Here is a 24,510-nt window from a genome sequence, read left to right on the forward strand (position 1 = left end):
CTTACCCGACGGACCACGCCCCGGACGAGTCCATAGTGCGAAGGTCACACGCGCGTGACATGACTCATGCCCGGATATGTGGACAAGTCCTCGCTTGGTCCTCAAGCCGCACAAGTGCGCAGAAGCGGTCGCTCACAAAGAGCGGAGTACCGAAGATCTTCCGGCCGGAAGGGGGGATTCCCGCACAAGATCCGGCCCGGGTGGACCGGCATGGTGTGGTCCGGCGGTGACCCGTTATCCGATTTTGACATAGCGAGTCACCTGAATGCGCAAGTCCGAATGGCAAGATGCCGTCATCACACGAGGTCGCGACACCCGATGGTGTGTGTTCTCGTCGACCCATCGGCAACTCCCTCATCCGCCGGAGGAACCCACCATGACCGCAAGCTCCACCCGTCGTACCCCCGCCGCCCGGTCCCGGATAGCAGCGGTCGGTGCGATCGCGGTCGCCGGCGCGCTGCTCGTCACCGGCTGCGGTGACCAGACCAAGGACACGGGGTCGGACAGCACGAAGACGAGCACCGCCCCGCTGGCGGACAAGCTCCCCCAGGCCATCCGTGACAAGGGCGTCATCAAGGTCGGCTCCGACATCGCGTACGCGCCGGTCGAGTTCAAGGACGACTCGGGCAAGACCGTCGGCATCGACCCCGACCTCGCGGACGCCCTGGGCAAGCAGCTCGGCGTGAAGTTCGAGTTCGAGAACGGCACCTTCGACACCCTGCTGACCGGTCTGCGCTCCAAGCGCTACGACATGGCGATGTCGGCCATGACGGACACCAAGGACCGTCAGGAGGGCATCGACTCCGAGACCGGCAAGAAGGTCGGCGAGGGCGTCGACTTCATCGACTACTTCACCGCCGGTGTCTCCATCTACACGCCCAAGGGCAAGACGCAGGGCATCAAGACCTGGTCCGACCTGTGCGGCAAGAAGATCGCCCTCCAGCGCGGCACGGTCTCCGAGGACCTCGCCAAGGCCGAGTCGAAGAAGTGCACCGGTGGCAAGAAGATCACCATCGAGGCCTACGACAACGACCAGCAGGCCCAGACCCGGCTGCGCGCCGGTGGCGCCGACGCCGGCTCCTCCGACTTCCCGGTCGCCGCGTACGCGGTGAAGACCTCGGGCGGCGGCAAGGACTTCGAGATCGTCGGCGACCAGGTCGAGGCCGCTCCGTACGGCATCGCGGTGGCCAAGTCCAGCACCCAGCTGCGGGACGCCCTGAAGGCCGCGCTCGACGCGATCATCAAGGACGGCTCGTACGACAAGGTCATCTCCAAGTGGGGTGTCGACGCGGGCGCTGTGAAGTCGGCCGAGATCAACGGCGGCAAGTGACCGCGACAGCGGCGCTGAAAGGCAACATCCGTGACTGCTGACATCGACAAGAAGACGGGCCCCGGGGACACTCCCCCGGCCGGACCGGAGGCCATCAAGGCCATTCCGGTCCGGCACTACGGCCGCTACGTCTCCGCCGTCATCGCGATCGCGATCTTCGTCGCGATCATCTACGCGTTCGGCCAGGGCAAGATCAACTGGAACGCTGTTCCGGACTACTTCTTCGACCACCGCATCCTCACGGGCGTCGGCAAGACGCTCCTGCTGACGGTGCTGTCGATGCTGATCGGCATCGTCGGCGGCATCATGCTGGCCGTGATGCGGCTGTCGAAGAACCCGGTGACGTCGTCCATCGCGTGGTTCTACATCTGGTTCTTCCGGGGCACCCCGGTGCTGGTCCAGCTGATCATCTGGTTCAACCTGGGCCTGGTCTTCGAGTACATCAACCTCGGTCCTATCTACAAGGACTACTGGTCGAGCTTCATGACGCCGCTGCTGACGGCGCTCCTGGGTCTCGGTCTGAACGAGGCCGCCTACATGGCGGAGATCTGCCGCGCCGGTCTGCTCTCGGTCGACGAGGGCCAGACCGAGGCCTCGCACGCGCTCGGCATGAGCCACAGCAAGACGCTGCGCCGGATCGTGATCCCGCAGGCGATGCGCGTGATCGTGCCGCCGACGGGCAACGAGGTCATCAACATGCTGAAGACCACGTCGCTGGTCTCGGTGGTCCAGTATCCGGAACTCTTCCGGTACGCCCAGGACATCGGCCAGACCTCCGGCGCACCGGTGGAGATGCTGTTCCTCGCCGCCGCCTGGTACCTGATCATGACCTCGGTCCTCAGCGTCGGGCAGTACTACGTGGAGCGCTACTACGCACGCGGTTCCAGCCGCAGCCTGCCGCCCACCCCGTTCCAGAAGATCAAGGCCAACCTGCTGTCGCTGGGCCGCCCGAAGGGAGGCGCGGCATGACCGCGAACGTGACCAAGGCGGACGACACCACCCCGATGGTGAAGTCCGAGGGTGTCCACAAGTCCTTCGGCCCCGTGGAGGTCCTCAAGGGCATCGACCTGGAGGTGAGGTCCGGCGAGGTCTTCTGCCTCATCGGACCCTCGGGCTCCGGCAAGTCGACGTTCCTGCGGTGCATCAACCACCTGGAGAAGGTCAACGCCGGCCGGCTGTACGTCGACGGCGAGCTGGTCGGCTACCGGCAGAAGGGCGACAAGCTCTACGAGCTCAAGGACAGCGAGGTCGCCCTCAAGCGCCGGGACATCGGCATGGTCTTCCAGCGCTTCAACCTGTTCCCGCACATGACGGCGCTGGAGAACGTCATGGAGGCGCCGGTGCAGGTCAAGGGCATCAGCCGGGCCCAGGCGCGGGAGCGCGCGGGCCAGCTGCTGGAGCGCGTGGGCCTCGCGGACAAGGCGCGCAACTACCCCTCGCAGCTGTCCGGCGGCCAGCAGCAGCGTGTGGCGATCGCCCGCGCGCTGGCGATGGACCCGAAGCTGATGCTCTTCGACGAGCCGACCTCGGCGCTCGACCCGGAGCTGGTCGGTGACGTCCTCGACGTCATGCGCGACCTCGCCGAGTCCGGCATGACGATGGTCGTCGTCACGCACGAGATGGGCTTCGCCCGGGAGGTCGGCGACTCGCTGGTCTTCATGGACGGCGGTGTCGTGGTCGAGTCCGGCAACCCGCGCGACGTCCTGACGAACCCGCAGCACGAGCGGACGCAGTCCTTCCTGTCGAAGGTGCTCTGACCGGTCGGCCGCGGCGGACGCCGCACGCGAAAGGGGCGGTACGGAAGTCTCCGTACCGCCCCTTCGCATGGGCCGGGCCTCACTTCAGGGCGAGGACCAGCGCGTCCGACGGCGAGCGCCACACCGGGCGCGCCTCGGCGAAGCCCTTCTCCCGCAGCACGCGGGCGTGCCAGTCGGCGGAGGGGGTGTCGCCGTCGGCGTGCTCGCCGTAGATCTCGAAGCGGCGGGCGGTCGGCCCGGCGAGCACCGGGTCGGCGGCGGCCAGCTCCCACCACTGGGCCCAGTCGAGGGCGCCGTCCTGCCGGGCTCGGTCCATCCGCTCGTGCCGGCGGGCGCGGTCCGCCGCGTTGATCCTCGGCGTGGACTCGTCGATCATGTGGTCGGCGTTCATGAAGACGCCGCCGTCGCGGACGAGTTCCGCGATCTGCCCGTAGAGGACCGCGAGGGGTTCGCAGTGCAGCCAGTGCAGGGCCGTCGCGGTCAGGACGGCGTCGTACGACGTGTACGGCAGTGCCGTCCGCCACTCGGGGTCCTTGAGGTCGGCGGTGACGAAGGAGACCCGGTCGTCCCCGTCGAAGGTGCCCCGGGCGATGGCGAGCAGGGCGGGGTCGAGGTCGACGCCGGTGCTGCGGGCGTCCGGGAACCGGTCGAGGAGCCGGGCGGTGACGGTGCCCGTGCCGCAGGCGAGGTCGAGGACGCGCGGCGCGGTGCCCACGAGGGCCTCCACCATGTCGAGCATCACCCGGAACCGCTCCTCGCGGTCGGGCATGTACCACTCCTGCTGCCGGTCCCAGCTCTCCTGCCACGCCTGCCAGTCGGTTCCGGCCGTCGCCCTGCCCGTTCCGGTCGTGCTCGTCATGGCCGCTCCTTCTCCACTCCACCGCGTAATACCCTGTAAGCACAGTCATCTCTTACCCGACCGCAGCCACGACGATAGAGCGCTCCAGTAAGGACTACAAGTGGAACTGGCCTATTACTCGGATTACGCGGTACGACTCGTCAACAGCGAGGAACCCGCCCGGGGCAAGGACGCGCTCACCTCGGTCGAGGCCATCCGCGACCTCTTCGCGGGCAACGCGTCCGCGGCCCGGCGCGCCACGGACGCGGACGTCACCCGCTTCCGCTCGGTGCGCGGCCGGCTGCGCGCGGTCTTCGAGGCGGCGGACTCCGGGGACGAGACGCTGGCCGTGGACCTGCTGAACTCGCTGCTGCTGGAGTTCCCCGTGAGCCCGCAGATCTCGGGCCACGACCACCGCGACGACAACGGGCGCCCGCTGTGGCACATGCACCTCGCGGACCACCCCTCGAACGTGACCGCGGGTTACGCCGCCATCGCCGCCATGGGACTGGCGTTCCACCTCACCGAGTACGGCGTCGACCGGCTCGGCCTGTGCGAGGCCGCGCCCTGCCGCAACGCCTTCCTCGACACCTCCACCAACCGCTCCCGGCGCTACTGCTCGGACCGCTGCGCGACCCGGGCCAACGTCGCCGCCTACCGCGCCCGCAAGCGCCTGGAGGCGGACCGGCCGGAAAGCACGGGCCTCGCCGCGGACAGCGCCCAGCGGGCCAGCGCGAGCGGCGACCGCTGACCGTCCCTGGGCGGCCGGTAGCGGAAGAGCACCTTCCCCAGGACCAGTTCCTCGGGGACCGTGCCGTAGTCGGTGCTGTCCCCGCCGGCGAACGCGTTGTCCCCGAGCACCCACCAGCCGCCCTCGCGCCGCTCCGCCGCGCGCTTGACGACGAGCAGGTCCTGCTGGAACGGATGCCGCAGCACCACGACGTCACCGGGGCGCACGCGAGCCCCGTACTGCACGACCAGGCGGTCCCCGTGGTGGAGCGTGGGCACCATCGACGGCCCCGTCACCTCGGCCACCCCGAAGGGCAGCACGGCCGTCCCGCGCTCGCCGTCCTGCGACAGTTCCGGCATCACCGGCACCTCCCCGGTCCGATCCTCCACCAGTCTCAGTCTCACCCCGGACTTTTGTCCTAAGCCCATGGGGGCACCCGCGAAATCCCGTCCCGCACGGAGTAATGTCCCACCTGAGAAGACGATCACGAGGAAGGACAGCTCAATGCTTTCCCGCCTGTTTGCCCCCAAGGTCAAGGTCAGCGCGCACTGCGACCTGCCCTGCGGCGTGTACGACCCGGCCCAGGCCCGCATCGAGGCGGAGTCGGTGAAGGCCGTCCAGGAGAAGATGGCCGGCAACGACGACCCGCACTTCCAGGCTCGCGCCACGGTCATCAAGGAGCAGCGCGCCGAGCTCGCCAAGCACCACGTGTCGGTGCTCTGGAGCGACTACTTCAAGCCCCCGCACTTCGAGAAGTACCCGGAGCTGCACCAGCTGGTCAACGACGCCCTCAAGGCCCTCTCGGCCGCCAAGGCGTCGACCGACCCGGCCACCGGCCAGAAGGCTCTGGACTACATCGCCCAGATCGACAAGATCTTCTGGGAGACCAAGAAGGCCTGATCCTCGGCCGCGCTCCCCGACCTGCGATCTCTTCGTCGCCCGGTCTTTCGACCGCACCCGGTCCGCACACCGCCCGAACGGCGGCGAGGCGGACCGGGTGCGGTCTTTCCGGTCCGCGGCCGGCTCGCGAAGCCCGGGACCGGGCGGGCCGCGCCGTGCCATCCTGGGGGCGTGACGCTGGAGGACCTGGTGCGGCTGCGGCGGGCTCGTGACCGCATGGACCGCGAATACACGCAACCGCTGGACGTGGCCGAGCTGGCGCGTACCGCGCTGATGTCGCCGGGGCACTTCCAGCGCAGTTTCCGCGCGGCCTTCGGCGAGACGCCGTACACGTACCTGATGACGCGCCGCATCGAGCGGGCCAAGGCGCTGCTGCGGCGCGGCGACCTCACGGTCACCGAGGTGTGCTTCGCCGTCGGGTGCACCTCGCTCGGGTCCTTCAGCTCCCGCTTCACCGAGCTGGTGGGCGAGACCCCGAGCGCGTACCGGGCCCGCCCGCACGACCACGGGGCGCCGATCCCCTCCTGCGTGGCGCAGCGCCTCACCCGTCCGACCAGGCACCGCAAGCCGGAGGCGGAACCGGGTACGTGGCTCTGAGGATCCAGCTCGCGGCACGCGGCACGGGCGCGAAACGGACGGCAGGGCCTAGCGTGACGTCATGGATCTGAAACTGTCACAGTGCTTCATCGCCGTCGACGACCACGACAAGGCGCTCGCGTTCTACCGCGACGTCCTCGGTCTCGAGGTGCGCAACGACGTGGGGTTCGAGGGCATGCGCTGGGTGACCGTGGGCTCCCCGCTCCAGCCCGACGTGGAGATCGTCCTGGAGCCGCCGGCCGCGGACCCGAACACCTCGCCCGCGGACAAGCAGGCGATGGCCGAGCTCCTCGCCAAGGGCGTGCTGCGCGGGGTCATCTTCCGCACCGGCGACTGCGACGCCCTGTTCGAACGCGTCCGCGCCTCCGGCGCCGACGTGATCCAGGAGCCGATGGACCAGCCCTACGGCGTGCGGGACTGCGCGTTCCGCGATCCGGCGGGCAACCTGCTGCGCTTCAACGAGCCCCGCAAGGGCTGAGCCGGCCGCTGCACCGGAAAACGTCGTTGCGCGGCCGGGCGCTCCGGGAGACGGTACGGACCGTACGAACGTACGAACCGTCCGACAGGGAGCGCGCACCATGACCGAACCGATCCGGTGGAGCTACGCCTTCGTCGACCGGCCCGCCGCGCGGGCCGGGACGGCCCGCGACTTCTGGACGGCGGTCACCGGGACGCGTCCCTCCGCGCCCCGCGGCGAGTTCCTGACCCTGCTGCCCGACGGGGCCGACCCGTGCGTGAAGGCGCAGGGCGTCGACGCGGGCGAGGGCGGCGCGCATCTCGACCTCGCCGTCGAGGACGTCCCGGCGCTGGTGGCGGCGGCACGTGAGCTGGGCGCGGAGGTGCTCGCCGACCACGGGGAGTGGACCGTGCTGCGCTCCCCGGCCGGGCAGGCGTTCTGCGCGGTGCCCTGGCTCGGGGAGTCGGTGCGGCCGCCCGTGGTGCGGGGCCCGGAGGGCGCGACCAGCCGGCTCGACCAGGTGTGCCTCGACCTCGCGCCGTCCGTGTACGCGGCGGAGGTCGCGTTCTGGGGCGCTCTCACGGGATGGACGTCCCGCCCGAGCACGCTCCCGGAGTTCCACGTCGTCGAACCGCCCGCGGACCTGCCCGTGCGCATCCTGCTCCAGCGCCTCGGCACCGAGCGCCCCGCCTCCGCGCACCTCGACGTCGCCTGCTCCGACGTCGAGGCGGTACGGGCCCGGCACGAGGAGCTCGGCGCCACCGCCGTCGGCCGCGGGACCGGCTGGACGGTGATGCGGGACCCGGCGGGCGGCACCTACTGCCTGACGGGCCGTGACCCGGAGACCGGCGGGCGGCTCCCGTCCGCAGGCAGCGAGTAGCGGCGCTTCTCCCTGCCGCGGGCGCCGAGGCGGTCGTAGAAGCGGATCGCGCCCTCGTTCCAGAGGGGGGTCTGCCACTGGACCTCGCCGAGACCGAGGGTCCGCGCCTCCGCGAGCACCGCCTCCATCAGCAGCGGGCCGAGGCCGAGGCCCCGCCGGCCCTCGCGCAGGAAGAGGCAGTCCATGTGCAGGTACTCCGCGCCGTCCCAGGTGGACAGCTCGGGGGCGCAGGTCGCGTAGCCGACGATCTCGCCGTCGCCCGACTCCGCGACCAGGCACCGCAGCCGGGGCGCCGCGACTCCGAACAGCAGCCCTTCGAGGCGGCCGGCCAGTCCTGGGGCGGGCGGCCCGGCATGCTCGTAAGCGGCGTGCTCGGCGGCCAGCGCGGCCACGTGCGGGAGGTCCTCGCGCACCGCCCGCCGCACCCGTGGCGTGCCGGTCACCGCACCGCGCCCGTCAGGACGTCGGCACCCCACGCGGTCAGCCGGCGCGCTAGCGGACCCTCGCCGTCCAGGACGTGCCGGGCGAACGCGCCCCGCTCGTGGGCCAGCACCGCCGCCTCCCAGACGCACGGGGCGAGCCCCTGCCTGCCGGGCCGCAGCAGCGCCGGCTCACCGGCCGGTCCGGCGAACACCGCGAGGTCGGACATGTACCCCTCGACCCAGGTGTGCACGAGGACGTAGTCGCCGTCGCCTCCCGCGTGCACCAGCAGGACGGCGAGGCCCAGCGACCCGCGGGTCGCGCCCAGCGCCAGCTGGTCCGCCGCGATCCGCAGCGCGGCCGTCTCCTCGTCGTCGCCGACCACGCGCCCGGGCGCCTCGACGGCGTACACCTTCAGGAGGTGCCCGGCGCTTTCCCGCACGCCCAACGCCCTTACGGCGCGCGCGTGATGCCCGTCGGCGAGCGCGGTCAGGGCGGCCAGGTCCACGGCCGGCGGCAGTGCCGCACCCGCGTCCCAGGGCTCGACGTCCACCACGGCCTCCACCGGGATCGGCCCGTAGATGTGAGGGAACTCCTCGCCGCCGGGCTCCGGGGACTCGTGGCGGACCTCCGCGCCGAGCCGTCCGGTGTCGATCACCAGGACCACCAGTTCGTCGGGCCCGGTGTACGAGCCGTACAGGAAGTTAGCCACTCTCGGGAGCTGGTGGCGCAGCGAGCAGTGGATGAAGCCCTCCTCCTGGAGGGTCCGGCCGCGGGTGGACATCTCGTAGGTGCCCGCGGCGCGGGCGGCGTCCCACAGGGAGCGCTCGGTGATGTGCAACAGGTGTTCGGGCATGGCGCCACGCTACGTCTTCGGCCCCGCGGCCCGCCCCGCGGACAGGGCCGCTCCGGCAGGCTGGGGGACCGCTCGGCCGGTGGCCGGACCGCCGGGGCCTCCCGTACGGTGTCCTCGGCCGCGTCGACGGGCCCGTTCCGGCGGACGAGCGCGCCGAAGACCTGCGGCGCCCGCCGACGCAGCAGGTCCGCGATCTCGGTCGGTCCGCCGCGCGGCGGGGTCACACGTCCCCGGCGTCGCCGCCGACGGGCCGGATCACCACCGGATGGTCGGTGGCCCCCTCCGGTCCCGGACAGCGGGTCACGCGGGCGGCGATCTCGGTGACCCGGTCCAGGCTCTCGCACTCCACGAGCCAGTAGCCGGCCAGCACTTCCTTGGTCTCGCCGTAGGGCCCGTCGGTGATCACCGGCGCGCCGTCCTTGCCGGCGGCGACCAGCCGGGTCCGGGCCGGTTCGGCGAGCCCCTGGGCGTCGAGGAGTTCACCGGACTCGGAGAGGTCGTCGCTGACCGCGCCCATGTACGCGTACATGGCCTGGATCTCCTGCTCGCTCCAGGCCGGGGAAGTGTCGGAGGGCTTGCCCTGCATCGCCTCGTAGTCGGCCTGGGTGCCCTGCACCATCACCAGGTACTTCATGACTCGGCTCCTTCGTCTCCCGGTCCAGGCCGCCCGGGTGCGGGGCGGCTCTCACAGGGGACGTCGGGGCCGGGTCCGGTTTCTCGACACGGCCGCGCGCCTGTTTCTCAGGACGTGTCGGACACGGGCCGGGCCGGTGCCTCCCGGTGCCCCTCCTCGGACTCGCCGGAGTGCGACGCGCACTCCGGGTTCCGGCAGGGACCGGCCACCCAGGTGGGGACCCAGGCGCCCAGGGTCTTGTGGCGTTTGACGACCGTGGCGACCGGCTGCCCGCAGACGGAACAGACATGCTCTTCGGTGCCCATGCTTCAAGGGTAGGCCGAAAGGGGGACCCGCGCTCCTTGCCGTACGTCCCCGCCGCGAGGCCGTTCACGGGCGGGCGCGGGCCGGGTCGCCGCAGGCGAGTCCGGGGCCCTTCCGGTGGCCGTCAGCTCTGTGGATCCCGCCACATCGGCCACATGAGCGGGCCGTCCGGCAGCTCGACCGCGCGGCCGGTGAAGGCGAAGCCCAGCCGCTCGTAGAGCGCGCGGCTGCGGGCGCTGCTCGCCTCCAGATAGGCGGGCAGACCTTCCCGGTCGCAGCGGTCGAGGACCGGCTGCATCAGCGCGGAACCGAGGCCCTCGCCCTGCCGGCCCGGTTCCACGGCGATCATCCACAGGTACGCGTGGGCGCGGTCGGTGGGGTGCGCCGCGTTCGTCAGGCGGCCGACCAGTTCGACGCGTTCGTTGCCCGGGTCGACCGCCTCGCGCAGCAGTGCGGCGTCGTCGTCCTCGCCCTCGTGCCCCGCTCCGGCCGGCACCGACAGCCACAGCGCGCAGGCGGTGCCGTCCTCGGTGACGTCGACCCAGCCCTCGGCGAGCACGATATCGAGGAAGGCCGCCATCAGCTTGGGATGCGTGCCGCGGCGGTACGTCTCGTCGGGGAAGATCCAGCCGCTCACCGGGTCGTCACGGAACGCCTCGTCGAGCAGCCGCACGATCAGTTCGCGGTCTCCCCTGCCGGCCGCCCTGATGGCCACGCCCATGTCCCGCCCCTTCGCCTCAACAGCCGTCCAGCGTACGGCGGTTCAGCCTAGTGGGTGGCAGTGCCCGGGCCCCGGGCACCCGGGTGCACGGGGTTCGCACCGGCCGGGATCCAGGCCGGCGGGTCTCGGTCTGGGCCCCGGGCCCGTACGGAGGTCAGGTGCCGTACGGGCCCGGAGGTTCTGGGGGGCCGGTCCCCGGGGCGCCGCCCGTCACGGCGGACGACGGTCCCGGGTGTCCGCCGCCGGGGCGGTGGACGACGGTCCCGGGTGTCCGCCACCGCGGCGGCGGACGGGCCCTCAGGTGGTGCGGCGGGTCACGAACTCGGCCAGGGCGAGCAGGCCGCCCGCCGCCTCCGGCTCCGGGACCGCCCGGGACAGCTCGTGCATCGCCCGGGCCATCCGGTCGGCCGCCTGGGCCTGCGCCCAGTCGCGGCCCCCGGCCCGCTCGACGGCCAGCACGGTGCGCTCCAGATCCCCTTCCGTGTAGGGAGCCGTGTACAGCTCGGCCAGTTCTGCCGCCGCCGGGGTGCCCGAGGCGAGCGCCGCGACCACGGGCAGGGACTTCTTGCGGGCGACGAGGTCCGCCCCGGCCGGCTTGCCGGTGCGGCCCGGGTCCCCCCAGATCCCGATGACGTCGTCGATCAGCTGGAAGGCGAGCCCGGCCTGCCGGCCGAACGCGTCCAGTGCCTCGACGTCCTCCTCGTCCGCGCCCGCGTACAGCCCGCCGAGTGCGCACGCGCAACCGAGCAGCGCGCCCGTCTTGGCCTCCGCCATGGCCAGGCACTCCTCCAAGGTGACCTCCCCCGGAGCGCGTCTCTCCATGGCCGTGTCGGTGTGCTGCCCCTCGCACAGTTCGATCACGCAGTCCGCGAGCCGGGTGGCGGCCGCCGAGGACGCCGGGTGCGGATCCTCGGCGAGCAGGCGCAGGGCGAGTGCCTGGAGCGCGTCCCCGGCGAGGATCGCGTCGGCGTCCCCGAACACCGTCCAGGCCGTCGGCCGGTGCCGGCGGGTCGTGTCCCGGTCCATGACGTCGTCGTGCAGTAGCGAGAAGTTGTGGACCAACTCCACCGCCGCGGCCGCCCGTACGGCCGCCGTGTCCCGCCCGCCGAGGGCCCGGGCCGCGGTCAGCACGAGCGCGGGCCGGATGGCCTTGCCCGCGTTGCCCGCGGCCGGGGTGCCGTCCGCGTGCTGCCAGCCGAAGTGGTAGAGCGCGGTCCTGCGCATCGCGCCGGGCAGCGACTCGACGGCCCGGCGCAGCTCGGGGTCGACGGACGTCCGGGCGCGCTCCAGGATCGCCGCCGCCTCCTGCCCGTCGGACGCACCCGGTGGGTGCTGCCTCCCGACGGAAGCGGTGGAGGGCGGCCCTTGCCTGTCGATGGGGCGGTGCCTTTCGAGTGTCTCGGTCGGACTCTGCTTCGTCTCCGTCATGAACTCACCCATGGGATCGCCTCGGAGAGCCGGCGGACGGTGGCTGTTCCGGCGCGCACTGGGCGCGTACCCCCGGGGTGTACCCGCCCGGCGGGGCGGGGACACGGCGTCCAGTGCGCTCCGGGGTCACCGCCAGCGGCCGATCTCGACGTTCTCCAGGATGCCGAGCGCGTCGGGCACGAGGACGGCCGCGGAGTAGTAGGCGGTCACCAGGTAGGAGATGATCGCCTGTTCGTTGATGCCCATGAAGCGCACCGACAGGCTCGGCTCGATCTCGTCCGGGATGCCCGACTGCTGGAGTCCGATGACGCCCTGTTCGGCCTCGCCGGTTCGCATGGCGATGATCGAGGTCGTACGGGCGTCGCTGACCGGGATCTTGTTGCACGGGAAGATCGGGACTCCGCGCCAGGTCGGGATGCGGTTGCCCGCCATCTCGACGGTCTCAGGGACGAGTCCGCGCTTGTTGAGTTCGCGGCCGATCGCGGAGATCGCGCGCGGGTGGGCGAGGAGCATCTTGGTGCCGCGCCGGCGGCTGAGCAGTTCGTCGAGGTCGTCGGGGCTGGGGACGCCGTCGTGCGGCTGGAGCCGCTGGTCGTACTCGCAGTTGTTGAGGAGGCCGAACTCGCGGTTGTTGATGAGCTCGTGCTCCTGGCGCTCCTTCAACGCCTCGACCGTGAGCCTGAGTTGCTGCTCGGTCTGGTTCATCGGCTGGTTGTAGAGGTCGGCGACGCGCGAGTGCAGGCGCAGCACGGTCTGGGCGATGCTGAGTTCGTACTCGCGGGGGGCGGACTCGTAGTCCACGAAGGTGCCCGGGATCTCCGGCTCCCCGGTGTGGCCGGCCGCGAGGTCGATCTCCTTCTCGCCGTACTTGTTCGTCCGCTGGTGGGGGATGGAGCGCATCTCCCGGAGGTGACCGCTCAGCGACTCGGAGCGCTCCGCGACCTGTTCGAGGTCCTGGCGGGGCAGGAAGAGCACGGTGCAGGCGGTGACCGCGCGCGCCGTGTACTCCCAGATGGCGTCCGGGTCGATCAGGGCCTGCTCGCCGAAGTACGCGCCGTCCGCGAGGTTCCCCAGGACGGCGTCGTCGCCGTACGGCCCGGTGCCGACCTTCTCGACCCGGCCGTGCGCGAGGAGGAAGACACCCTCGGCCGGACTGCCGAACTCGGTGAGGACCGCGCCCGGTTCGAACTCCCGCTGCCGGCAGCGGGCGGCGAGCTCACCGAGGACCTCCTCGTCCTCGAACGTCCGCAGGATCGGCAGCTCGCCGAGCTCCGCGGGGATGACCCGCACCTGGTCACCGGTCTTCACGAACGTCACGCGGCCGTCGCCCACCGAGTAGCTGAGCCGCCGGTTCACCCGGTACGTACCACCCTGCACGTTCACCCAGGGCAGCATGCGCAGCAGCCAGCGCGAGCTGATCTCCTGCATCTGCGGCGCGGACTTGGTCGTGGTGGCCAGGTTCCGCGCGGCCGTTGTGCCGAGACTCTGCTGCGGCCTGTCCTGACCCGCGCGGACCTCTTCGCCTACCGACATGAAAATTGCCCTCCTGGTCGTGCACTGATCTGCGAGGACAAGCCTTCCATCACGCAGCGTGTTGGTGCTATTACACGAATGAGCGGGAATGGACTCTGCGACGGCTGGGCATGGGGTGCGGCACGTGACCCGGGGAACTCCGAGATCCAGCCAACCGTTTGATCTCCCGACCACACCCTCGACGGACGACCAAGGACGGGAGAGGGCCATGGCGGGCTTTCTGGACCGCGCGAAGGAGCAGGCGCAGCGCGGCCTGACGCAGGGCAGGCAGAAGATCGACGACGTGCAGGCGCAGCGCGCGGGCGGCGATCTGCTGAAGAGACTGGGCGCCGCGTACTACGCGGAGCGGCGCGGCAGCGGTTCCCCCGAGGCGACGCGGCAGGCACTCCAGGCGCTGGAGAGTCACATCGCGTCAAACGGGGACGCTTTCCTGCGTAGTTGATCGCCCGTCGATCGATCCGGGACAGGGTCGATCATCGCTGGTCATCGCCGTCGCGCCCCGATGACCGGTTCGGCTCGCACGCTGTGCGAACGGCTGGTCCCGGCCATCTCGTCACGGGTACAAGCACCGTACGAGGCGGTCGCGACGGGCGGTCGTCGCGCAGCGAAGGGGGCAGTCGTGGCCCCACCCATGTCCGCCCGGCGTTTCCTGGACCGGCTCAGAGCGGAAGGCGTCACCGTCGTCGAGGTCGGCGACTGGGAGCACCACAACCGCAATCACAAGGGCCCCTGGGGGCCGGTGCACGGCGTCATGATCCATCACACCGTGACCTCGGGTGCCGCGCGCACGGTCGAGATGTGCCGCGTCGGCCACCCGGATCTGCCGGGGCCCCTGTGCCACGGCGTGATCACCAAGGACGGCGTCGTCCACCTCGTCGGCTACGGGCGCGCCAACCACGCAGGTCTCGGGGACGACGACGTCCTGCGCGCGGTGATCGCCGAGAAGGCGCTCCCGCCGGACAACGAGGCGAACACCGACGGCAACCGCCACTTCTACGGCTTCGAGTGCGAGAACCTAGGCGACGGCGAGGACCCGTGGCCGGCGGAGCAGCTCGACGCCGTCGAGCGGGTCTCGGCCGCCATCTGCCGTCACCACGGCTGGACCGAGCGCTCCGTCGTCGGTCATCTGGAGTGGCAGCCCGGCAAGGTGGATCCGCGGGGGTTCAAGATGGCCTCCCTGCGCGAGCGCGTCCGCGACCGCCTGAAGTGACCTGACCCGGTCGCCGGCGGCGGGGTCCGCCCGCGAGCCCGCTGCCGTACAGATGTCCGACAATGGCGGGGTGACCAGCTCCGACCGCCCCGAGGCGCTCTCCCCCGCCGGACTGCGCCCGCGGCTGCCGTCGCCGCTCCAGGAGGCCGCGGACGCGCGGCTGGCGCGGCACGGCGTGCGGCTGCTGCTCAAGCGGGACGACCTGATCCACCCGGAGCTGATCGGCAACAAGTGGCGCAAGCTCGTGCCGAACCTGACGGCGGCGGCGGGCCGCACGCTGCTCACCTTCGGCGGCGCGTACTCGAACCACCTGCGGGCGACGGCCGCGGCCGGCCGTCTCCTGGGCCTGCCCACCGTCGGTGTGGTCCGCGGCGACGAGCTGGCCGGACGTCCCCTCAACCCCTCGCTCGCCCGGTGTGCCGCGGACGGCATGCGGCTGCACTTCGTCGACAGGCCGACGTACCGCCGCAAGAGCGAGCCGGAGACGCTGGCCGCTCTCCTGCGCGCGGCCGGCGCCGAGGACGCGTACGTGGTGCCGGAGGGCGGCAGCAACTCCCTCGCCGTACGCGGCTGCCGGGCGCTCGGCGAGGAGCTGGACGCCCACGCCGACGTGGTCGCCGTCGCCTGCGGCACCGGCGGCACGCTGGCCGGCCTCGCCGCGGGGCTCGCGCCGGGCTGCCGCGCCCTGGGGATACCGGTCCTGAGAGGCGGCTTCCTCGGCGGTGACGTGCGGGCCCTCCAGCGGGAGGCCTTCGGCGGCCCCCGGGGCGACTGGTCCCTGGACGACCGCTTCCACTGCGGCGGCTACGCGCGTACGACTCCGGAACTCGACCGCTTCGCCGCGGACTTCGAGCAGCGCCACGGACTGGCCGTCGAGCGTCTCTATGTCGCCAAGACGCTCTACGGACTTGTCGCCCTGGCGGACGAGGGCGCCTTCCCGCGCGGGACGACGGTGGCCGCCGTGATCACCGGCACACCGCTCGCCTGAACCGCCCGCGCGGCACATCTCACTGCGTCTCCCGGAAGGCCGCCGCCTCCTCCAGGTCCAGCCGCCGCAGCAGGCTCCGCAGCATCTCGTCGTCGATGTAGCGCAGGTCGCGCAGCTTCACGAAGACCTCGCGCTCGGCGCTGATCATCTCCCGCGAGAGCCGACGGTAGGTGTCGTCCTGGGTCTCCCCGGTGGTCGGGTTGACCGCCCCGAGCCGTTCCCAGACGGCGTTGCGGCGCCGCTCCAGGACGCTGCGCAGCCGGTCGGCGAGCGGTCCGGGGAGGGCGTTGCGCTCGTCGACGAGAAGTTCGTCGAGCCGCTTCTCGGCCGCCCGGGACGCCTGGGCCTGCGCGTTGGCCTCCGCGAGCGTCTCGGCCTGCTGGTCCCGGCCCGGGAGCTTCAGCAGCCGGATCAGCGGCGGCAGGGTGAGCCCCTGGACGACCAGCGTCCCGATGACCGTGGTGAAGGTCAGGAAGAGGATGAGGTTGCGCCCGGGGAACCCGCCGCCGTCGTGCATGGTCAGCGGGATCGAGAAGGCGATGGCGAGGGACACCACCCCCCGCATCCCGGCCCAGGAGATCACGAACGGCGCCTTCCAGGTGGGGTCCGCCTCACGGCCCCGGACGCGCGCGGAGATCATCCGGGGCACGTACGTCGCCGGGTACACCCACACGAACCTGGTGGCGACCACCACGAGGAACAGCGCCACCGCGTACCAGGCGGCCCGGCCCCCCTCGTACGCCCCGAGCCCCTTCAGCACCACGGGCAGCTGGAGTCCGATGAGGGCGAACACGGCCGACTCCAGGATGAAGGCGACCATCTTCCACACGGCCTCCTCCTGGAGGCGGGTGGCGAAGTCGACCTCCCAGGAGCGGTGGCCGAGGTACAGGGCGACGACGACCACGGCGAGCACCCCGGAGGCGTGCACCTGCTCGGCGACCCCGTACGCGACGAAGGGGATCAGCAGCGAGAGCGTGTTCTGGAGCAGCGCCTCCCCGAGGTGCGTGCGCAGCCAGTGCAGAGGCACCATCAGCACGAGTCCGACGACCACGCCGCCGACGGCTGCCACCAGGAACTCGCGCAGGCCGCCCGCCCAGGTCGCGCCCTCGCCGACCGCGGCCGCGAGGGCCACCTTGAAGGCGGTGATCGCGGTGGCGTCGTTCACCAGGGACTCGCCCTGAAGGATCGTGGTGATCCGCGACGGCAGCCCCACCCGGCGTGCCACCGCCGTCGCCGCGACGGCGTCCGGCGGCGCCACCACCGCGCCGAGCACCAGCGCGGCCGTCAGCGGCAGGCCCGGCACGATCAGGTACGCGGCGTACCCCACGACGACGGTCGCGAAGAGGACGTAGCCGACCGACAGCAGGGCGACCGGCCGCATCTGCGCCCGCAGGTCGAGATAGGAGCTGTCCGCCGCCGCCGTGTACAGGAGCGGCGGCAGCAGCAGCGGCAGCACCACGTCGGGTTCGAGCGTGTAGTCGGGCACCCCGGGGACGTAGGAGATCAGCAGTGCGGCCGCGACCAGCAGCAGCGGGGCGGGCACCGGCGTACGCCGGGCGGCCCCCGCGACCGCCGCACTGCCCGCCACCAGCATCAGCAGTGGCAAAACATCCATCGTCCTCAGCCCGCCCTCGGATTCCGCGCGGCTTCCCGCACACCCGTCGTAACCTGGCAATCATGAAACAGTGCACGCACTCCGACGCGCTGCCGCACCCCGAGCCCGCGGCCCTGAGCGAGACCTGTCTCGAGTGCCTGGCCGCCGGTACGCATCCGGTGCAGCTGCGCCAGTGCCTGAGCTGCGGCCATGTGGGCTGCTGCGACTCCTCGCCGCTCCGGCACGCCGACGGGCATTTCCAGGAGACCGGCCACCCGGTGATGCGTACGCTCGAACCCGGCGAGAGCTGGCGTTGGTGCTTCGTGGACCACGTACTCGTGTGACCCTGGACCGGAACGGTTCGACGGTCTGAGGCCTGGGTACGTCAACCCGGCGCGCGCTCTTCCTATTTGGGGCCGCAGACCCCTAGCCACTGTCCGTACTCATAGGCTTACTATGAGTGACAGCACGGGGGCGGGGTCCCCGGGACAAGGGACTTGGGAGCGCGATAGCGTCACCGCTGAACCACGTATCGGTCATCGCGTTACCCCGGGGGGTCACACCCTCGGCCCCTGAAAGAGCTTGTACCACCTTGGAGGTGAGGGTGTCCCAGATCGCAGGCGAGCCCGCGACCCAGGACTTCGTCGAAGTCCGGCTGCCGGCTGCGGGTGCCTACCTGTCGGTGCTGCGTACGGCCACGGCCGGACTCGCGGCGCGTTTGGACTTCACCCTCGACGAGATCGAGGACCTGCGCATCGCGGTCGACGAGGCCTGCGCGATCCTGCTGCAGCAGGCCGTCCCCGGCTCCGTGCTGAGCTGTGTCTTCCGACTCGTCGACGACTCACTGGAGGTCACCGTCTCGGCGCCGACCACGGACGGTCACGCCCCTTCGCGGGACACCTTCGCCTGGACCGTCCTCTCGGCCCTCGCGGGCCAGGTCGACTCCTCCGTCGCCGAAGACAAGACCGTTTCGATCAGTCTCTACAAGAAGCGCGGCGCGGGACCCGGGCCGGCGTGAGGAACGGGGACGGGCCGGTGCGGGACGACAAGCGCGGCACACGGGAACTTCCCGCCGAGGGCATCGGTGGCCCCGGCGGGCCGCGGCCTCTGGCGGCCGGCGTCGACGGCATCCCCGAGCAGGCCCGGCCGCATCCGGAGGACGACACCCTCCCGGCGGTGCCCCAGGCGTCCCGGCCCGGGGGGCCACCCGGCTCCGGCGCGGCCGCGACCTTGGGGGAAGAGCCGGGAGCTCGGGGAATGGTGACGGGCGGGACTATGAGCGAGCACGAGCGAGACGCGGAGCAGAGCGTGCAGGGCGCGCAGCACGGGCCGAGCGCCCAGCACACGCGGCACGACCCCCAGGACCGCAGCGGGGCGCGGCTGATGTTCATCGAGCTGCGCAAGCTGAGCGACAGCAGTGCCGAGTACGCGGAGCTGCGCAACCAACTGGTCCGCATGCATCTGCCGCTCGTCGAGCACCTGGCCCGCCGCTTCCGCAACCGCGGCGAGCCGCTGGACGACCTGACCCAGGTCGCCACGATCGGCCTGATCAAGTCGGTGGACCGCTTCGACCCCGAGCGCGGCGTCGAGTTCTCCACGTACGCGACACCGACGGTCGTGGGCGAGATCAAGCGCCACTTCCGCGACAAGGGCTGGGCGGTGCGGGTGCCGCGGCGCCTTCAGGAGCTGCGCCTCGCGCTGACCACGGCGACCGCGGAGCTCTCGCAGCAGCACGGCCGCTCCCCCACGGTGCACGAACTGGCCGAGAAGCTGGCCATCTCGGAGGAGGAGGTCCTGGAGGGCCTGGAGTCCGCCAACGCGTACTCCACGCTGTCCCTGGACGTTCCCGACACGGACGACGAGTCCCCGGCCGTCGCGGACACGCTCGGCGCCGAGGACGAGGCGCTGGAGGGTGTGGAGTACCGCGAGTCCCTCAAGCCGCTGCTGGAGGACCTCCCGCCCCGGGAGAAGCGGATTCTGCTCCTCCGCTTCTTCGGCAATATGACCCAGTCCCAGATCGCGCAGGAGGTCGGCATCTCGCAGATGCACGTCTCGCGCCTGCTGGCCCGCACCCTGGCCCAGCTCCGGGAGAAGCTCCTCGTCGAGGAGTAGGCCGGTCCGCTCCGATCAGGAGTGGACCGAGGAGCGGTGGGCGGGGCTCAGCGGCAGCCGGCCGGGGCGCTCACTTCTCGTCCCGCGAGCCGCCCGGCCCCCGGATGCCGAGCGCGCGGGTCGTCGCGGGGTTCAGCAGCAGCACCAGCGCCACGACCGCGACGACGGCGAGCACGATCCCGGCGGGGATGGCCATACTGTCGGCCTGGAGCAGGCTGTAGGCCACCGGCAGGGCCATGACCTGCGTGATCACCGCCGGGCCCCGGCTCCAGCCGCGGCGCAGCAGCAGACCGCGCGCGGCCAGCAGCGGCAGCAGCGCGAGGGCGATCAGGGTGATGCCGCCGGTGACGGCCTGTCGGCGGTCGTCCGTGTCCCCGGTGAGGCCCAGTACGACGATGTAGACGCCCCCCGCCACCAGGGCCAGACCCTCCAGAGCGGCCAGCGCCGCCGCGGCGGTCAGCCGTCCCGGACGGGGTTCGGCGGTGGAGAGGTCGGGGGCGGTGTTCTGCTCAGGACTCACCCCTGAAGAGTAGCCCGGGGCCACCGGCCGCCGAGGGGCCCGGGTGCCCGCTCCGCGCCCCGGCGCACGGCTCCCCTGGCCCGCCCCGGGTACGCGCCGTCGTCCCGATCTTTCACCGGATCCGCACCTCGGTCTGGGTCGGGTACCACCCAGTAGGTACGCTGCATCGCATGCGTGCACTTCTCGTGGTCAATCCGGCGGCAACCACCACGAGTGCGCGTACGCGCGACGTGCTCATCCACGCACTGGCCAGTGAGATGAAGCTGGACGCGGTCACCACCGAGTACCGCGGGCACGCCCGGGACCTCGGGCGGCAGGCCGCGGAGAGCAAGGACATCGAGCTGGTCGTGGCCCTCGGCGGCGACGGCACGGTCAACGAGGTCGTGAACGGTCTGCTCCACCACGGCCCCGACCCGGACCGCCTCCCCCTCCTCGCGGTGGTCCCGGGCGGCTCCACCAACGTCTTCGCCCGCGCCCTCGGCCTGCCGAACGACGCGGTCGAGGCGACCGGAGCCCTGCTGGACGCCCTGCGGGAGAAACGGGAACGCACGGTCGGGCTCGGTCTGGCCGCCGGCACCCCTGGCACGGAGGACGAGGCGGCACCGGCGCGCTGGTTCACGTTCTGCGCGGGGCTCGGCTTCGACGCGGGTGTGGTCGGACGGGTCGAGCAGCAGCGCGAGCGCGGCAGGCGCTCCACTCATGCGCTGTATCTGCGCCAGGTGCTACGGCAGTTTCTGGACGAACCTCACCGCAGACACGGGACGATCACACTGGAGCGCCCCGGGCAGGACCCGGTCACCGATCTGGTGCTGTCCATCATCTGCAACACCTCGCCGTGGACGTTTCTCGGCAATCGTCCGGTGTACGCGTCACCTAAGGCCTCGTTCGATACCGGACTCGACGTACTGGGCCTCAGCCGCATGTCCACGGCCTCGGTTGCCCGGTATGCCACCCAGTTGCTCACTTCGTCCCCCGAGCGGGGCCCCCGCGGAAAGCACGCCGTGTCCCTGCACGACTTGACGGACTTCACCTTGCATTCGAAGGTGCCGTTGCCCCTGCAGATGGACGGTGACCACCTCGGGCTGCGAACGAGCGTGACGTTCACAGGCGTACGCCGTGCACTGCGTGTGATTGTGTGAGTGGAAGGGGCCAAAGTCCTTTCACTCGAACGTTTAGGCCAGGGTCCACCCCATGGAAGTACGGCTGTGACCTAGTCGACACCGAGGAATCAAAAAAAACTTTCCGGAAGGGGTTGTATCCGCCGCTGAGGTTTGCGAGTCTCTACGTGGCGCTCGGGGCGGCCCGCAACATCGGCCCCCACAGAGAGTCCGAATCCCTCCTCAACCCACAGGACCACGTCAGTCCGTCTGACGCTCGGCCCTTCACTTGTTGAGGGATTCGTGAAAGCGTTCACATTCACAAGCAATCCGCATGTAATACCAAGGAGAGGTAGCAGCCATGGACTGGCGTCACAACGCCGTTTGCCGCGAGGAAGACCCCGAGCTCTTCTTCCCCATCGGCAACACCGGTCCTGCGCTGCTGCAGATCGAAGAAGCCAAGGCCGTCTGCCGTCGCTGCCCGGTTATGGAGCAGTGCCTGCAGTGGGCGCTCGAGTCCGGCCAGGACTCCGGCGTCTGGGGTGGTCTCAGCGAGGACGAGCGCCGCGCGATGAAGCGCCGCGCCGCCCGCAACCGGGCCCGTCAGGCCTCCGCCTGACACCCACCCCCGCGACGAGCCTCAGCTTGGCGGCGCGTACAGCGAGTACGCATCTCCCGCTATCGAGCCGCAGCGCGCAGTACCCCCGATGCGCATAGCAACGAGCTTTAGCCCCGGACCGGTTCCACGGTCCGGGGCTCACTGCTGTTCCGGGCCCCTCCAACGGGCCGGCTCCCCGGTATGCGGCCACCCAGGAGGCCGGTCGCCCGCGATCTGCTCGTACGACCCGTCGCACGGATGTGCTCTTCGCGTAAGCGACGGGTGAAGAGGTGGCACCGGCCGGGGCCGAAGAGGGGGCGCCCGCCTACTTGTTGGCCTGCACCGGGACGTCCAGGATCACCCGCGTGCCGCGCTCGGGAGCCGGGACCATGTCGAACGTGCCGCCCAACTCGCCCTCCACCAGCGTCCGTACGATCTGCAGGCCGAGGTTGCCCGAGCTGTGCGGGTCGAAGCCCTCCGGCAGACCGACCCCGTCGTCCTGGACGGTGACCAGGAGGCGGGCCTCCTTGCTGGTGCCGCCGCGGACCGCGGAGACCTCGACGGTGCCGCGGTCGCCCTCGCGGAAGCCGTGCTCCAGGGCGTTCTGGAGGATCTCGGTGAGGACCATGGACAGCGGCGTCGCGACCTCGGCGTCCAGGATGCCGAAGCGTCCGGTGCGCCGGCCGGTGACCTTTCCGGGCGAGATCTCGGCGACCATCGCCAGCACCCGGTCGGCGATCTCGTCGAACTCCACGCGCTCGTCCAGGTTCTGCGAGAGCGTCTCGTGCACGATCGCAATCGATCCGACCCGGCGGACGGCCTCTTCGAGCGCCTCGCGGCCCTCTTCGGAGCCGATCCGGCGGGCCTGGAGCCGCAGGAGTGCCGCCACCGTCTGCAGGTTGTTCTTCACCCGGTGGTGGATCTCACGGATCGTGGCGTCCTTGGTGATCAACTCGCGCTCGCGGCGGCGCAGTTCGGTGACGTCGCGGAGAAGGACGAGCGAACCGACGCGAGTGCCCTTCGGTTTGAGCGGGATCGCACGCAGCTGGATGACGCCGTCGCTGCTCTCGATCTCGAACTCGCGGGGCGCCCAGCCGCTCGCGACCTTGGCCAGCGCCTCGTCCACCGGGCCGCGGGACGGGGCGAGTTCGGCGGTCGTCACGCCGAGGTTGTGACCCACCAGGTCGGAGGCCAGGCCCAGCCGGTGGTACGCGGACAGGGCGTTCGGCGACGCGTACTGGACGATGCCGTCCGCGTCCAGGCGGATCAGGCCGTCGCCCACCCGGGGCGAGGCGTCCATGTCGACCTGCTGGTCCGGGAACGGGAAGGAGCCGGCGGCGATCATCTGGGCGAGGTCGGAGGCGCTCTGCAGATACGTGAGCTCCAGCCGGCTCGGCGTACGCACGGTGAGGAGGTTGGTGTTGCGGGCGATCACTCCCAGTACCCGGCCCTCCCGGCGCACGGGGATGGACTCCACCCGCACCGGGACCTCCTCGCGCCACTCGGGGTCGCCCTCGCGCACGATCCGGCCCTCGTCGAGGGCGGCGTCCAGCATGGGGCGGCGGCCGCGCGGCACCAGGTGGCCGACCATGTCGTCCTGGTACGAGGTGGGGCCGGTGTTGGGCCGCATCTGGGCGACGGAGACGTAGCGCGTGCCGTCGCGCGTGGGGACCCACAGCACGAGGTCGGCGAAGGAGAGGTCGGAGAGCAGCTGCCACTCCGAGACCAGCAGATGCAGCCACTCGAGGTCGGAGTCGTCGAGGGCCGTGTGCTGGCGTACGAGGTCGTTCATGGAGGGCACGTGTGCGAGCGTACCCGCCGTGTACGACGGGGCCCGAAAAGCGTATGCCCGTACGAGTCCGGTGGTGTCGCGCCCGGTGGCGGCCCGGAGCTCCCGGCCCCGAAGACACCCGCGGGCCGCGGCGCCTGAGAGGGACCCTCAACCCTCCCGGCACCGCAGCCCGGAGCAACAACGGCCACGGGGTGTGCGGTCCCGATCGGCCGAAGGAGAGGAGCCGGAGCAGTCAGGGCAGAGAGCGCCGGTTCCTCGGTCCGCCTTCCTGTGCGGGGAAGGCGGAGGCTGTGCGTTCACATGCTGTCACGTCGATGTCGGCATGCTCGACCTGTGCATTGTGGACTAGACCATATTCCTGCGTCCATGCGCCGCTGTCCATGCGTTGGCGGATGTTCGCCGCTGTCTGTTTATCCAACATCTCTCGATGACCTACACGCAGAGTAGCCCGCCGGGGTTCACCCGGGGGGCCGGATCTCAGGAGCTCGGCCAGATTGCCATGGCGAGTTCGGCGAGGGCTTCCAGCTCCTCGCGGGTCGCACCGTCGCGGGCCTGCTGGGACATGCCCTGGATCACCGCTCCGGTGTGCCGGGCGAGGGCGGCGGCGTCCGTGCCGGCGGGCAGCTCACCGGCCGCGATCCCCGCCCTTATCCGGCTCTCGAAGGCGGCGATGTTGGCGTTGCGCCGCTCCCGCAGCGACCCCTCGACCTCGGGCGAGGTGCAGTTGGTCGCCGCGTGGATCACCAGGCAGCCGTGCGGGCGGCCGGGGTCGGTGTACTCCGCCGCGGCCTCGCGCAGTATCCGCTCGACGGCGCCGCGGACGGTGGGCTCCTCGGCGAGGGCGCGCTCGGGGAACGACCCGTACCTCGTGCCGTACTCCTGGACGACCTCTTCGAACAGCGAGCGCTTGTCGCCGAAGGCCGCGTACAGGCTCGGGGCCCCGATCCCCATGACCCGGGTGAGGTCGGAGACGGACGTCCCCTCGTAGCCGTGCTCCCAGAACGCCAGGATCGCTTTCTCCAGCGCGGTCTCCCGGTCGAAGGAACGGGGGCGCCCCCGTTGCTTGGCCGGAGCGCTCCGCTCGATCCGGGGCTTCGCCGCCGTCGCGTCCTCGGGCCCGACCCGCGGCCCCGCCTGCTGCCTGCTCACCATGGAGTGGATTTTATAGCGCGTACTAGAGAAATGTCGGCGGGCTGTTGTACGGTTTTTTTCTGT

28 protein-coding genes and 1 pseudogene are annotated in these 24,510 nt (G+C 71.2%); 16 read left to right on the top strand and 13 right to left on the bottom strand.

Annotated elements, in window-relative coordinates; translation table 11 throughout:
- Positions 1-376 precede the first annotated feature (376 nt).
- The 3 genes from ACFYQQ_RS10010 to ACFYQQ_RS10020 are packed head-to-tail and all read left to right on the top strand — an operon-like array spanning position 377 to position 3,087.
- Positions 377-1,330 carry an ABC transporter substrate-binding protein gene (locus ACFYQQ_RS10010; RefSeq protein ID WP_355788307.1) on the top strand — a complete coding sequence of 318 codons (954 nt, stop codon included), beginning with the start codon at positions 377-379 and terminating at the stop codon, positions 1,328-1,330.
- 30 nt (positions 1,331-1,360) lie between these two features.
- Positions 1,361-2,299: an amino acid ABC transporter permease gene (locus tag ACFYQQ_RS10015; RefSeq protein ID WP_355788310.1), complete on the top strand. Its 939-nt coding sequence runs from the start codon at positions 1,361-1,363 to the stop codon at positions 2,297-2,299.
- Positions 2,296-3,087 (top strand): amino acid ABC transporter ATP-binding protein, encoded by a 792-nt coding sequence (locus tag ACFYQQ_RS10020; protein ID WP_356168598.1) that lies wholly within the window; start codon positions 2,296-2,298, stop codon positions 3,085-3,087. The genes ACFYQQ_RS10015 and ACFYQQ_RS10020 overlap by 4 nt, the downstream gene beginning before the upstream one ends.
- Before the next feature lie 79 nt (positions 3,088-3,166).
- Here the strand turns inward: ACFYQQ_RS10020 and ACFYQQ_RS10025 are convergent, their stop codons facing one another.
- Positions 3,167-3,946 carry a class I SAM-dependent methyltransferase gene (locus ACFYQQ_RS10025; RefSeq protein ID WP_355786291.1) on the bottom strand — a complete coding sequence of 260 codons (780 nt, stop codon included), beginning with the start codon at positions 3,944-3,946 and terminating at the stop codon, positions 3,167-3,169.
- A 100-nt stretch (positions 3,947-4,046) separates the two neighbouring features.
- On the opposite strand from ACFYQQ_RS10025, the gene ACFYQQ_RS10030 reads away from it, so the two are divergent.
- On the top strand, positions 4,047-4,676 hold the full coding sequence (locus tag ACFYQQ_RS10030; RefSeq protein ID WP_356168594.1) for a CGNR zinc finger domain-containing protein: 630 nt from the start codon (positions 4,047-4,049) through the stop codon (positions 4,674-4,676).
- On the opposite strand, the gene sodX is transcribed toward ACFYQQ_RS10030, so the two are convergent.
- Positions 4,580-5,014: a nickel-type superoxide dismutase maturation protease gene (gene sodX, locus ACFYQQ_RS10035; protein ID WP_355792300.1), complete on the bottom strand. Its 435-nt coding sequence runs from the start codon at positions 5,012-5,014 to the stop codon at positions 4,580-4,582. The genes ACFYQQ_RS10030 and sodX overlap by 97 nt on opposite strands.
- A gap of 145 nt (positions 5,015-5,159) precedes the next feature.
- Between sodX and sodN the strand changes: the two genes are divergently transcribed.
- From sodN to ACFYQQ_RS10055, 4 genes are all read left to right on the top strand, one after another.
- The gene (gene sodN / locus ACFYQQ_RS10040; protein ID WP_023546844.1) at positions 5,160-5,555 is read left to right on the top strand and encodes a superoxide dismutase, Ni; all 396 of its coding nucleotides are present in this window, start codon (positions 5,160-5,162) and stop codon (positions 5,553-5,555) included.
- A gap of 171 nt (positions 5,556-5,726) precedes the next feature.
- Positions 5,727-6,152, top strand: coding sequence for a helix-turn-helix transcriptional regulator (locus ACFYQQ_RS10045; protein ID WP_355792294.1), 426 nt, complete (start codon positions 5,727-5,729; stop codon positions 6,150-6,152).
- Positions 6,153-6,213: 61 nt separating this feature from the next.
- Positions 6,214-6,630: a VOC family protein gene (locus ACFYQQ_RS10050; RefSeq protein WP_355792291.1), complete on the top strand. Its 417-nt coding sequence runs from the start codon at positions 6,214-6,216 to the stop codon at positions 6,628-6,630.
- 100 nt (positions 6,631-6,730) lie between these two features.
- The gene (locus tag ACFYQQ_RS10055) at positions 6,731-7,489 is read left to right on the top strand and encodes a VOC family protein (RefSeq protein ID WP_355792288.1); all 759 of its coding nucleotides are present in this window, start codon (positions 6,731-6,733) and stop codon (positions 7,487-7,489) included.
- Here the strand turns inward: ACFYQQ_RS10055 and ACFYQQ_RS10060 are convergent.
- The 7 genes and pseudogenes from ACFYQQ_RS10060 to ACFYQQ_RS10090 form a co-directional block, all read right to left on the bottom strand.
- Positions 7,426-7,932, bottom strand: a complete 507-nt coding sequence (locus ACFYQQ_RS10060) for a GNAT family N-acetyltransferase (protein WP_356168586.1) — start codon at positions 7,930-7,932, stop codon at positions 7,426-7,428. The two genes, ACFYQQ_RS10055 and ACFYQQ_RS10060, sit on opposite strands and share 64 nt — an antisense overlap.
- Positions 7,933-8,444: 512 nt before the next feature.
- Positions 8,445-8,765 (bottom strand): annotated as a pseudogene (locus ACFYQQ_RS10065) (DUF952 domain-containing protein); the annotation flags it as partial.
- A 220-nt stretch (positions 8,766-8,985) separates the two neighbouring features.
- Positions 8,986-9,399 (bottom strand): YciI family protein, encoded by a 414-nt coding sequence (locus tag ACFYQQ_RS10070; RefSeq protein ID WP_355794040.1) that lies wholly within the window; start codon positions 9,397-9,399, stop codon positions 8,986-8,988.
- A gap of 107 nt (positions 9,400-9,506) precedes the next feature.
- A complete protein-coding gene (locus ACFYQQ_RS10075; protein ID WP_355794039.1) occupies positions 9,507-9,704 on the bottom strand; it encodes a hypothetical protein in 198 nt (65 codons plus the stop codon).
- 122 nt (positions 9,705-9,826) lie between these two features.
- Positions 9,827-10,423, bottom strand: coding sequence for a GNAT family N-acetyltransferase (locus ACFYQQ_RS10080; protein WP_355794038.1), 597 nt, complete (start codon positions 10,421-10,423; stop codon positions 9,827-9,829).
- A gap of 297 nt (positions 10,424-10,720) precedes the next feature.
- Complete coding sequence (locus ACFYQQ_RS10085; RefSeq protein ID WP_388904159.1) at positions 10,721-11,851, bottom strand: family 2 encapsulin nanocompartment cargo protein polyprenyl transferase; 1,131 nt, start codon at positions 11,849-11,851, stop codon at positions 10,721-10,723.
- Positions 11,852-11,977: 126 nt separating this feature from the next.
- Positions 11,978-13,384: a family 2B encapsulin nanocompartment shell protein gene (locus tag ACFYQQ_RS10090; protein ID WP_355782920.1), complete on the bottom strand. Its 1,407-nt coding sequence runs from the start codon at positions 13,382-13,384 to the stop codon at positions 11,978-11,980.
- Positions 13,385-13,592: 208 nt separating this feature from the next.
- Here ACFYQQ_RS10090 and ACFYQQ_RS10095 point away from each other — a divergent pair, with 208 nt between their 5' ends.
- The 3 genes from ACFYQQ_RS10095 to ACFYQQ_RS10105 all read left to right on the top strand — a co-directional run bounded on the left by ACFYQQ_RS10095 (position 13,593) and on the right by ACFYQQ_RS10105 (position 15,582).
- Positions 13,593-13,826 (top strand): hypothetical protein, encoded by a 234-nt coding sequence (locus tag ACFYQQ_RS10095; protein ID WP_355782923.1) that lies wholly within the window; start codon positions 13,593-13,595, stop codon positions 13,824-13,826.
- A gap of 177 nt (positions 13,827-14,003) precedes the next feature.
- Positions 14,004-14,594 (top strand): N-acetylmuramoyl-L-alanine amidase, encoded by a 591-nt coding sequence (locus ACFYQQ_RS10100; RefSeq protein ID WP_355782926.1) that lies wholly within the window; start codon positions 14,004-14,006, stop codon positions 14,592-14,594.
- Positions 14,595-14,646: 52 nt separating this feature from the next.
- Positions 14,647-15,582: a pyridoxal-phosphate dependent enzyme gene (locus ACFYQQ_RS10105; RefSeq protein ID WP_355782929.1), complete on the top strand. Its 936-nt coding sequence runs from the start codon at positions 14,647-14,649 to the stop codon at positions 15,580-15,582.
- Between the two features lie 19 nt (positions 15,583-15,601).
- Here the strand turns inward: ACFYQQ_RS10105 and ACFYQQ_RS10110 are convergent, their stop codons facing one another.
- Positions 15,602-17,197, bottom strand: coding sequence for a Na+/H+ antiporter (locus ACFYQQ_RS10110; RefSeq protein ID WP_355782932.1), 1,596 nt, complete (start codon positions 17,195-17,197; stop codon positions 15,602-15,604).
- Between the two features lie 62 nt (positions 17,198-17,259).
- Between ACFYQQ_RS10110 and ACFYQQ_RS10115 the strand changes: the two genes are divergently transcribed.
- The 3 genes from ACFYQQ_RS10115 (at position 17,260) to ACFYQQ_RS10125 (ending at position 19,288) form a co-directional block, all read left to right on the top strand.
- Positions 17,260-17,520, top strand: coding sequence for a UBP-type zinc finger domain-containing protein (locus ACFYQQ_RS10115; RefSeq protein ID WP_355782935.1), 261 nt, complete (start codon positions 17,260-17,262; stop codon positions 17,518-17,520).
- A gap of 260 nt (positions 17,521-17,780) precedes the next feature.
- On the top strand, positions 17,781-18,194 hold the full coding sequence (locus tag ACFYQQ_RS10120) for an anti-sigma regulatory factor (protein WP_121405906.1): 414 nt from the start codon (positions 17,781-17,783) through the stop codon (positions 18,192-18,194).
- Positions 18,191-19,288, top strand: a complete 1,098-nt coding sequence (locus ACFYQQ_RS10125) for an RNA polymerase sigma factor SigF (RefSeq protein ID WP_356168569.1) — start codon at positions 18,191-18,193, stop codon at positions 19,286-19,288. Before ACFYQQ_RS10120 ends, ACFYQQ_RS10125 begins: the two co-directional genes overlap by 4 nt.
- A gap of 70 nt (positions 19,289-19,358) precedes the next feature.
- Here ACFYQQ_RS10125 and ACFYQQ_RS10130 read toward each other — a convergent pair whose 3' ends face one another.
- On the bottom strand, positions 19,359-19,808 hold the full coding sequence (locus tag ACFYQQ_RS10130) for a hypothetical protein (RefSeq protein WP_356168566.1): 450 nt from the start codon (positions 19,806-19,808) through the stop codon (positions 19,359-19,361).
- Positions 19,809-19,978: 170 nt separating this feature from the next.
- Here ACFYQQ_RS10130 and ACFYQQ_RS10135 point away from each other — a divergent pair, with 170 nt between their 5' ends.
- Positions 19,979-20,947 carry a diacylglycerol kinase family protein gene (locus tag ACFYQQ_RS10135; RefSeq protein WP_355782980.1) on the top strand — a complete coding sequence of 323 codons (969 nt, stop codon included), beginning with the start codon at positions 19,979-19,981 and terminating at the stop codon, positions 20,945-20,947.
- 319 nt (positions 20,948-21,266) lie between these two features.
- Positions 21,267-21,524 (top strand): WhiB family transcriptional regulator, encoded by a 258-nt coding sequence (locus ACFYQQ_RS10140; protein WP_016639615.1) that lies wholly within the window; start codon positions 21,267-21,269, stop codon positions 21,522-21,524.
- Between the two features lie 304 nt (positions 21,525-21,828).
- On the opposite strand, the gene ACFYQQ_RS10145 is transcribed toward ACFYQQ_RS10140, so the two are convergent.
- Together ACFYQQ_RS10145 and ACFYQQ_RS10150 are read right to left on the bottom strand one after the other, a co-directional pair.
- Positions 21,829-23,295, bottom strand: a complete 1,467-nt coding sequence (locus ACFYQQ_RS10145; protein WP_355782983.1) for a PAS domain-containing sensor histidine kinase — start codon at positions 23,293-23,295, stop codon at positions 21,829-21,831.
- Positions 23,296-23,772: 477 nt separating this feature from the next.
- Positions 23,773-24,456, bottom strand: coding sequence for a TetR/AcrR family transcriptional regulator (locus ACFYQQ_RS10150; RefSeq protein WP_388904393.1), 684 nt, complete (start codon positions 24,454-24,456; stop codon positions 23,773-23,775).
- Positions 24,457-24,510 lie beyond the last annotated feature (54 nt).

This window comes from Streptomyces sp. NPDC005496, assembly GCF_042872045.1.
Lineage (GTDB): Bacteria > Actinomycetota > Actinomycetes > Streptomycetales > Streptomycetaceae > Streptomyces.

What these genes read in the sequence shown, in the direction of transcription:
- ACFYQQ_RS10010 (WP_355788307.1), top strand. Translation starts at nt 377, where the DNA reads ATGACCGCAAGCTCCACCCGTCGTACCCCCGCCGCCCGGTCCCGGATA.
- ACFYQQ_RS10020 (WP_356168598.1), top strand. Translation starts at nt 2,296, where the DNA reads ATGACCGCGAACGTGACCAAGGCGGACGACACCACCCCGATGGTGAAG.
- ACFYQQ_RS10025 (WP_355786291.1), bottom strand. Translation starts at nt 3,946, where the DNA reads ATGACGAGCACGACCGGAACGGGCAGGGCGACGGCCGGAACCGACTGG.
- sodX (WP_355792300.1), bottom strand. Translation starts at nt 5,014, where the DNA reads ATGCCGGAACTGTCGCAGGACGGCGAGCGCGGGACGGCCGTGCTGCCC.
- sodN (WP_023546844.1), top strand. Translation starts at nt 5,160, where the DNA reads ATGCTTTCCCGCCTGTTTGCCCCCAAGGTCAAGGTCAGCGCGCACTGC.
- ACFYQQ_RS10050 (WP_355792291.1), top strand. Translation starts at nt 6,214, where the DNA reads ATGGATCTGAAACTGTCACAGTGCTTCATCGCCGTCGACGACCACGAC.
- ACFYQQ_RS10055 (WP_355792288.1), top strand. Translation starts at nt 6,731, where the DNA reads ATGACCGAACCGATCCGGTGGAGCTACGCCTTCGTCGACCGGCCCGCC.
- ACFYQQ_RS10070 (WP_355794040.1), bottom strand. Translation starts at nt 9,399, where the DNA reads ATGAAGTACCTGGTGATGGTGCAGGGCACCCAGGCCGACTACGAGGCG.
- ACFYQQ_RS10075 (WP_355794039.1), bottom strand. Translation starts at nt 9,704, where the DNA reads ATGGGCACCGAAGAGCATGTCTGTTCCGTCTGCGGGCAGCCGGTCGCC.
- ACFYQQ_RS10080 (WP_355794038.1), bottom strand. Translation starts at nt 10,423, where the DNA reads ATGGGCGTGGCCATCAGGGCGGCCGGCAGGGGAGACCGCGAACTGATC.
- ACFYQQ_RS10085 (WP_388904159.1), bottom strand. Translation starts at nt 11,851, where the DNA reads ATGACGGAGACGAAGCAGAGTCCGACCGAGACACTCGAAAGGCACCGC.
- ACFYQQ_RS10090 (WP_355782920.1), bottom strand. Translation starts at nt 13,384, where the DNA reads ATGTCGGTAGGCGAAGAGGTCCGCGCGGGTCAGGACAGGCCGCAGCAG.
- ACFYQQ_RS10095 (WP_355782923.1), top strand. Translation starts at nt 13,593, where the DNA reads ATGGCGGGCTTTCTGGACCGCGCGAAGGAGCAGGCGCAGCGCGGCCTG.
- ACFYQQ_RS10105 (WP_355782929.1), top strand. Translation starts at nt 14,647, where the DNA reads ATGTCCGACAATGGCGGGGTGACCAGCTCCGACCGCCCCGAGGCGCTC.
- ACFYQQ_RS10110 (WP_355782932.1), bottom strand. Translation starts at nt 17,197, where the DNA reads ATGGATGTTTTGCCACTGCTGATGCTGGTGGCGGGCAGTGCGGCGGTC.
- ACFYQQ_RS10115 (WP_355782935.1), top strand. Translation starts at nt 17,260, where the DNA reads ATGAAACAGTGCACGCACTCCGACGCGCTGCCGCACCCCGAGCCCGCG.
- ACFYQQ_RS10135 (WP_355782980.1), top strand. Translation starts at nt 19,979, where the DNA reads ATGCGTGCACTTCTCGTGGTCAATCCGGCGGCAACCACCACGAGTGCG.
- ACFYQQ_RS10140 (WP_016639615.1), top strand. Translation starts at nt 21,267, where the DNA reads ATGGACTGGCGTCACAACGCCGTTTGCCGCGAGGAAGACCCCGAGCTC.
- ACFYQQ_RS10145 (WP_355782983.1), bottom strand. Translation starts at nt 23,295, where the DNA reads ATGAACGACCTCGTACGCCAGCACACGGCCCTCGACGACTCCGACCTC.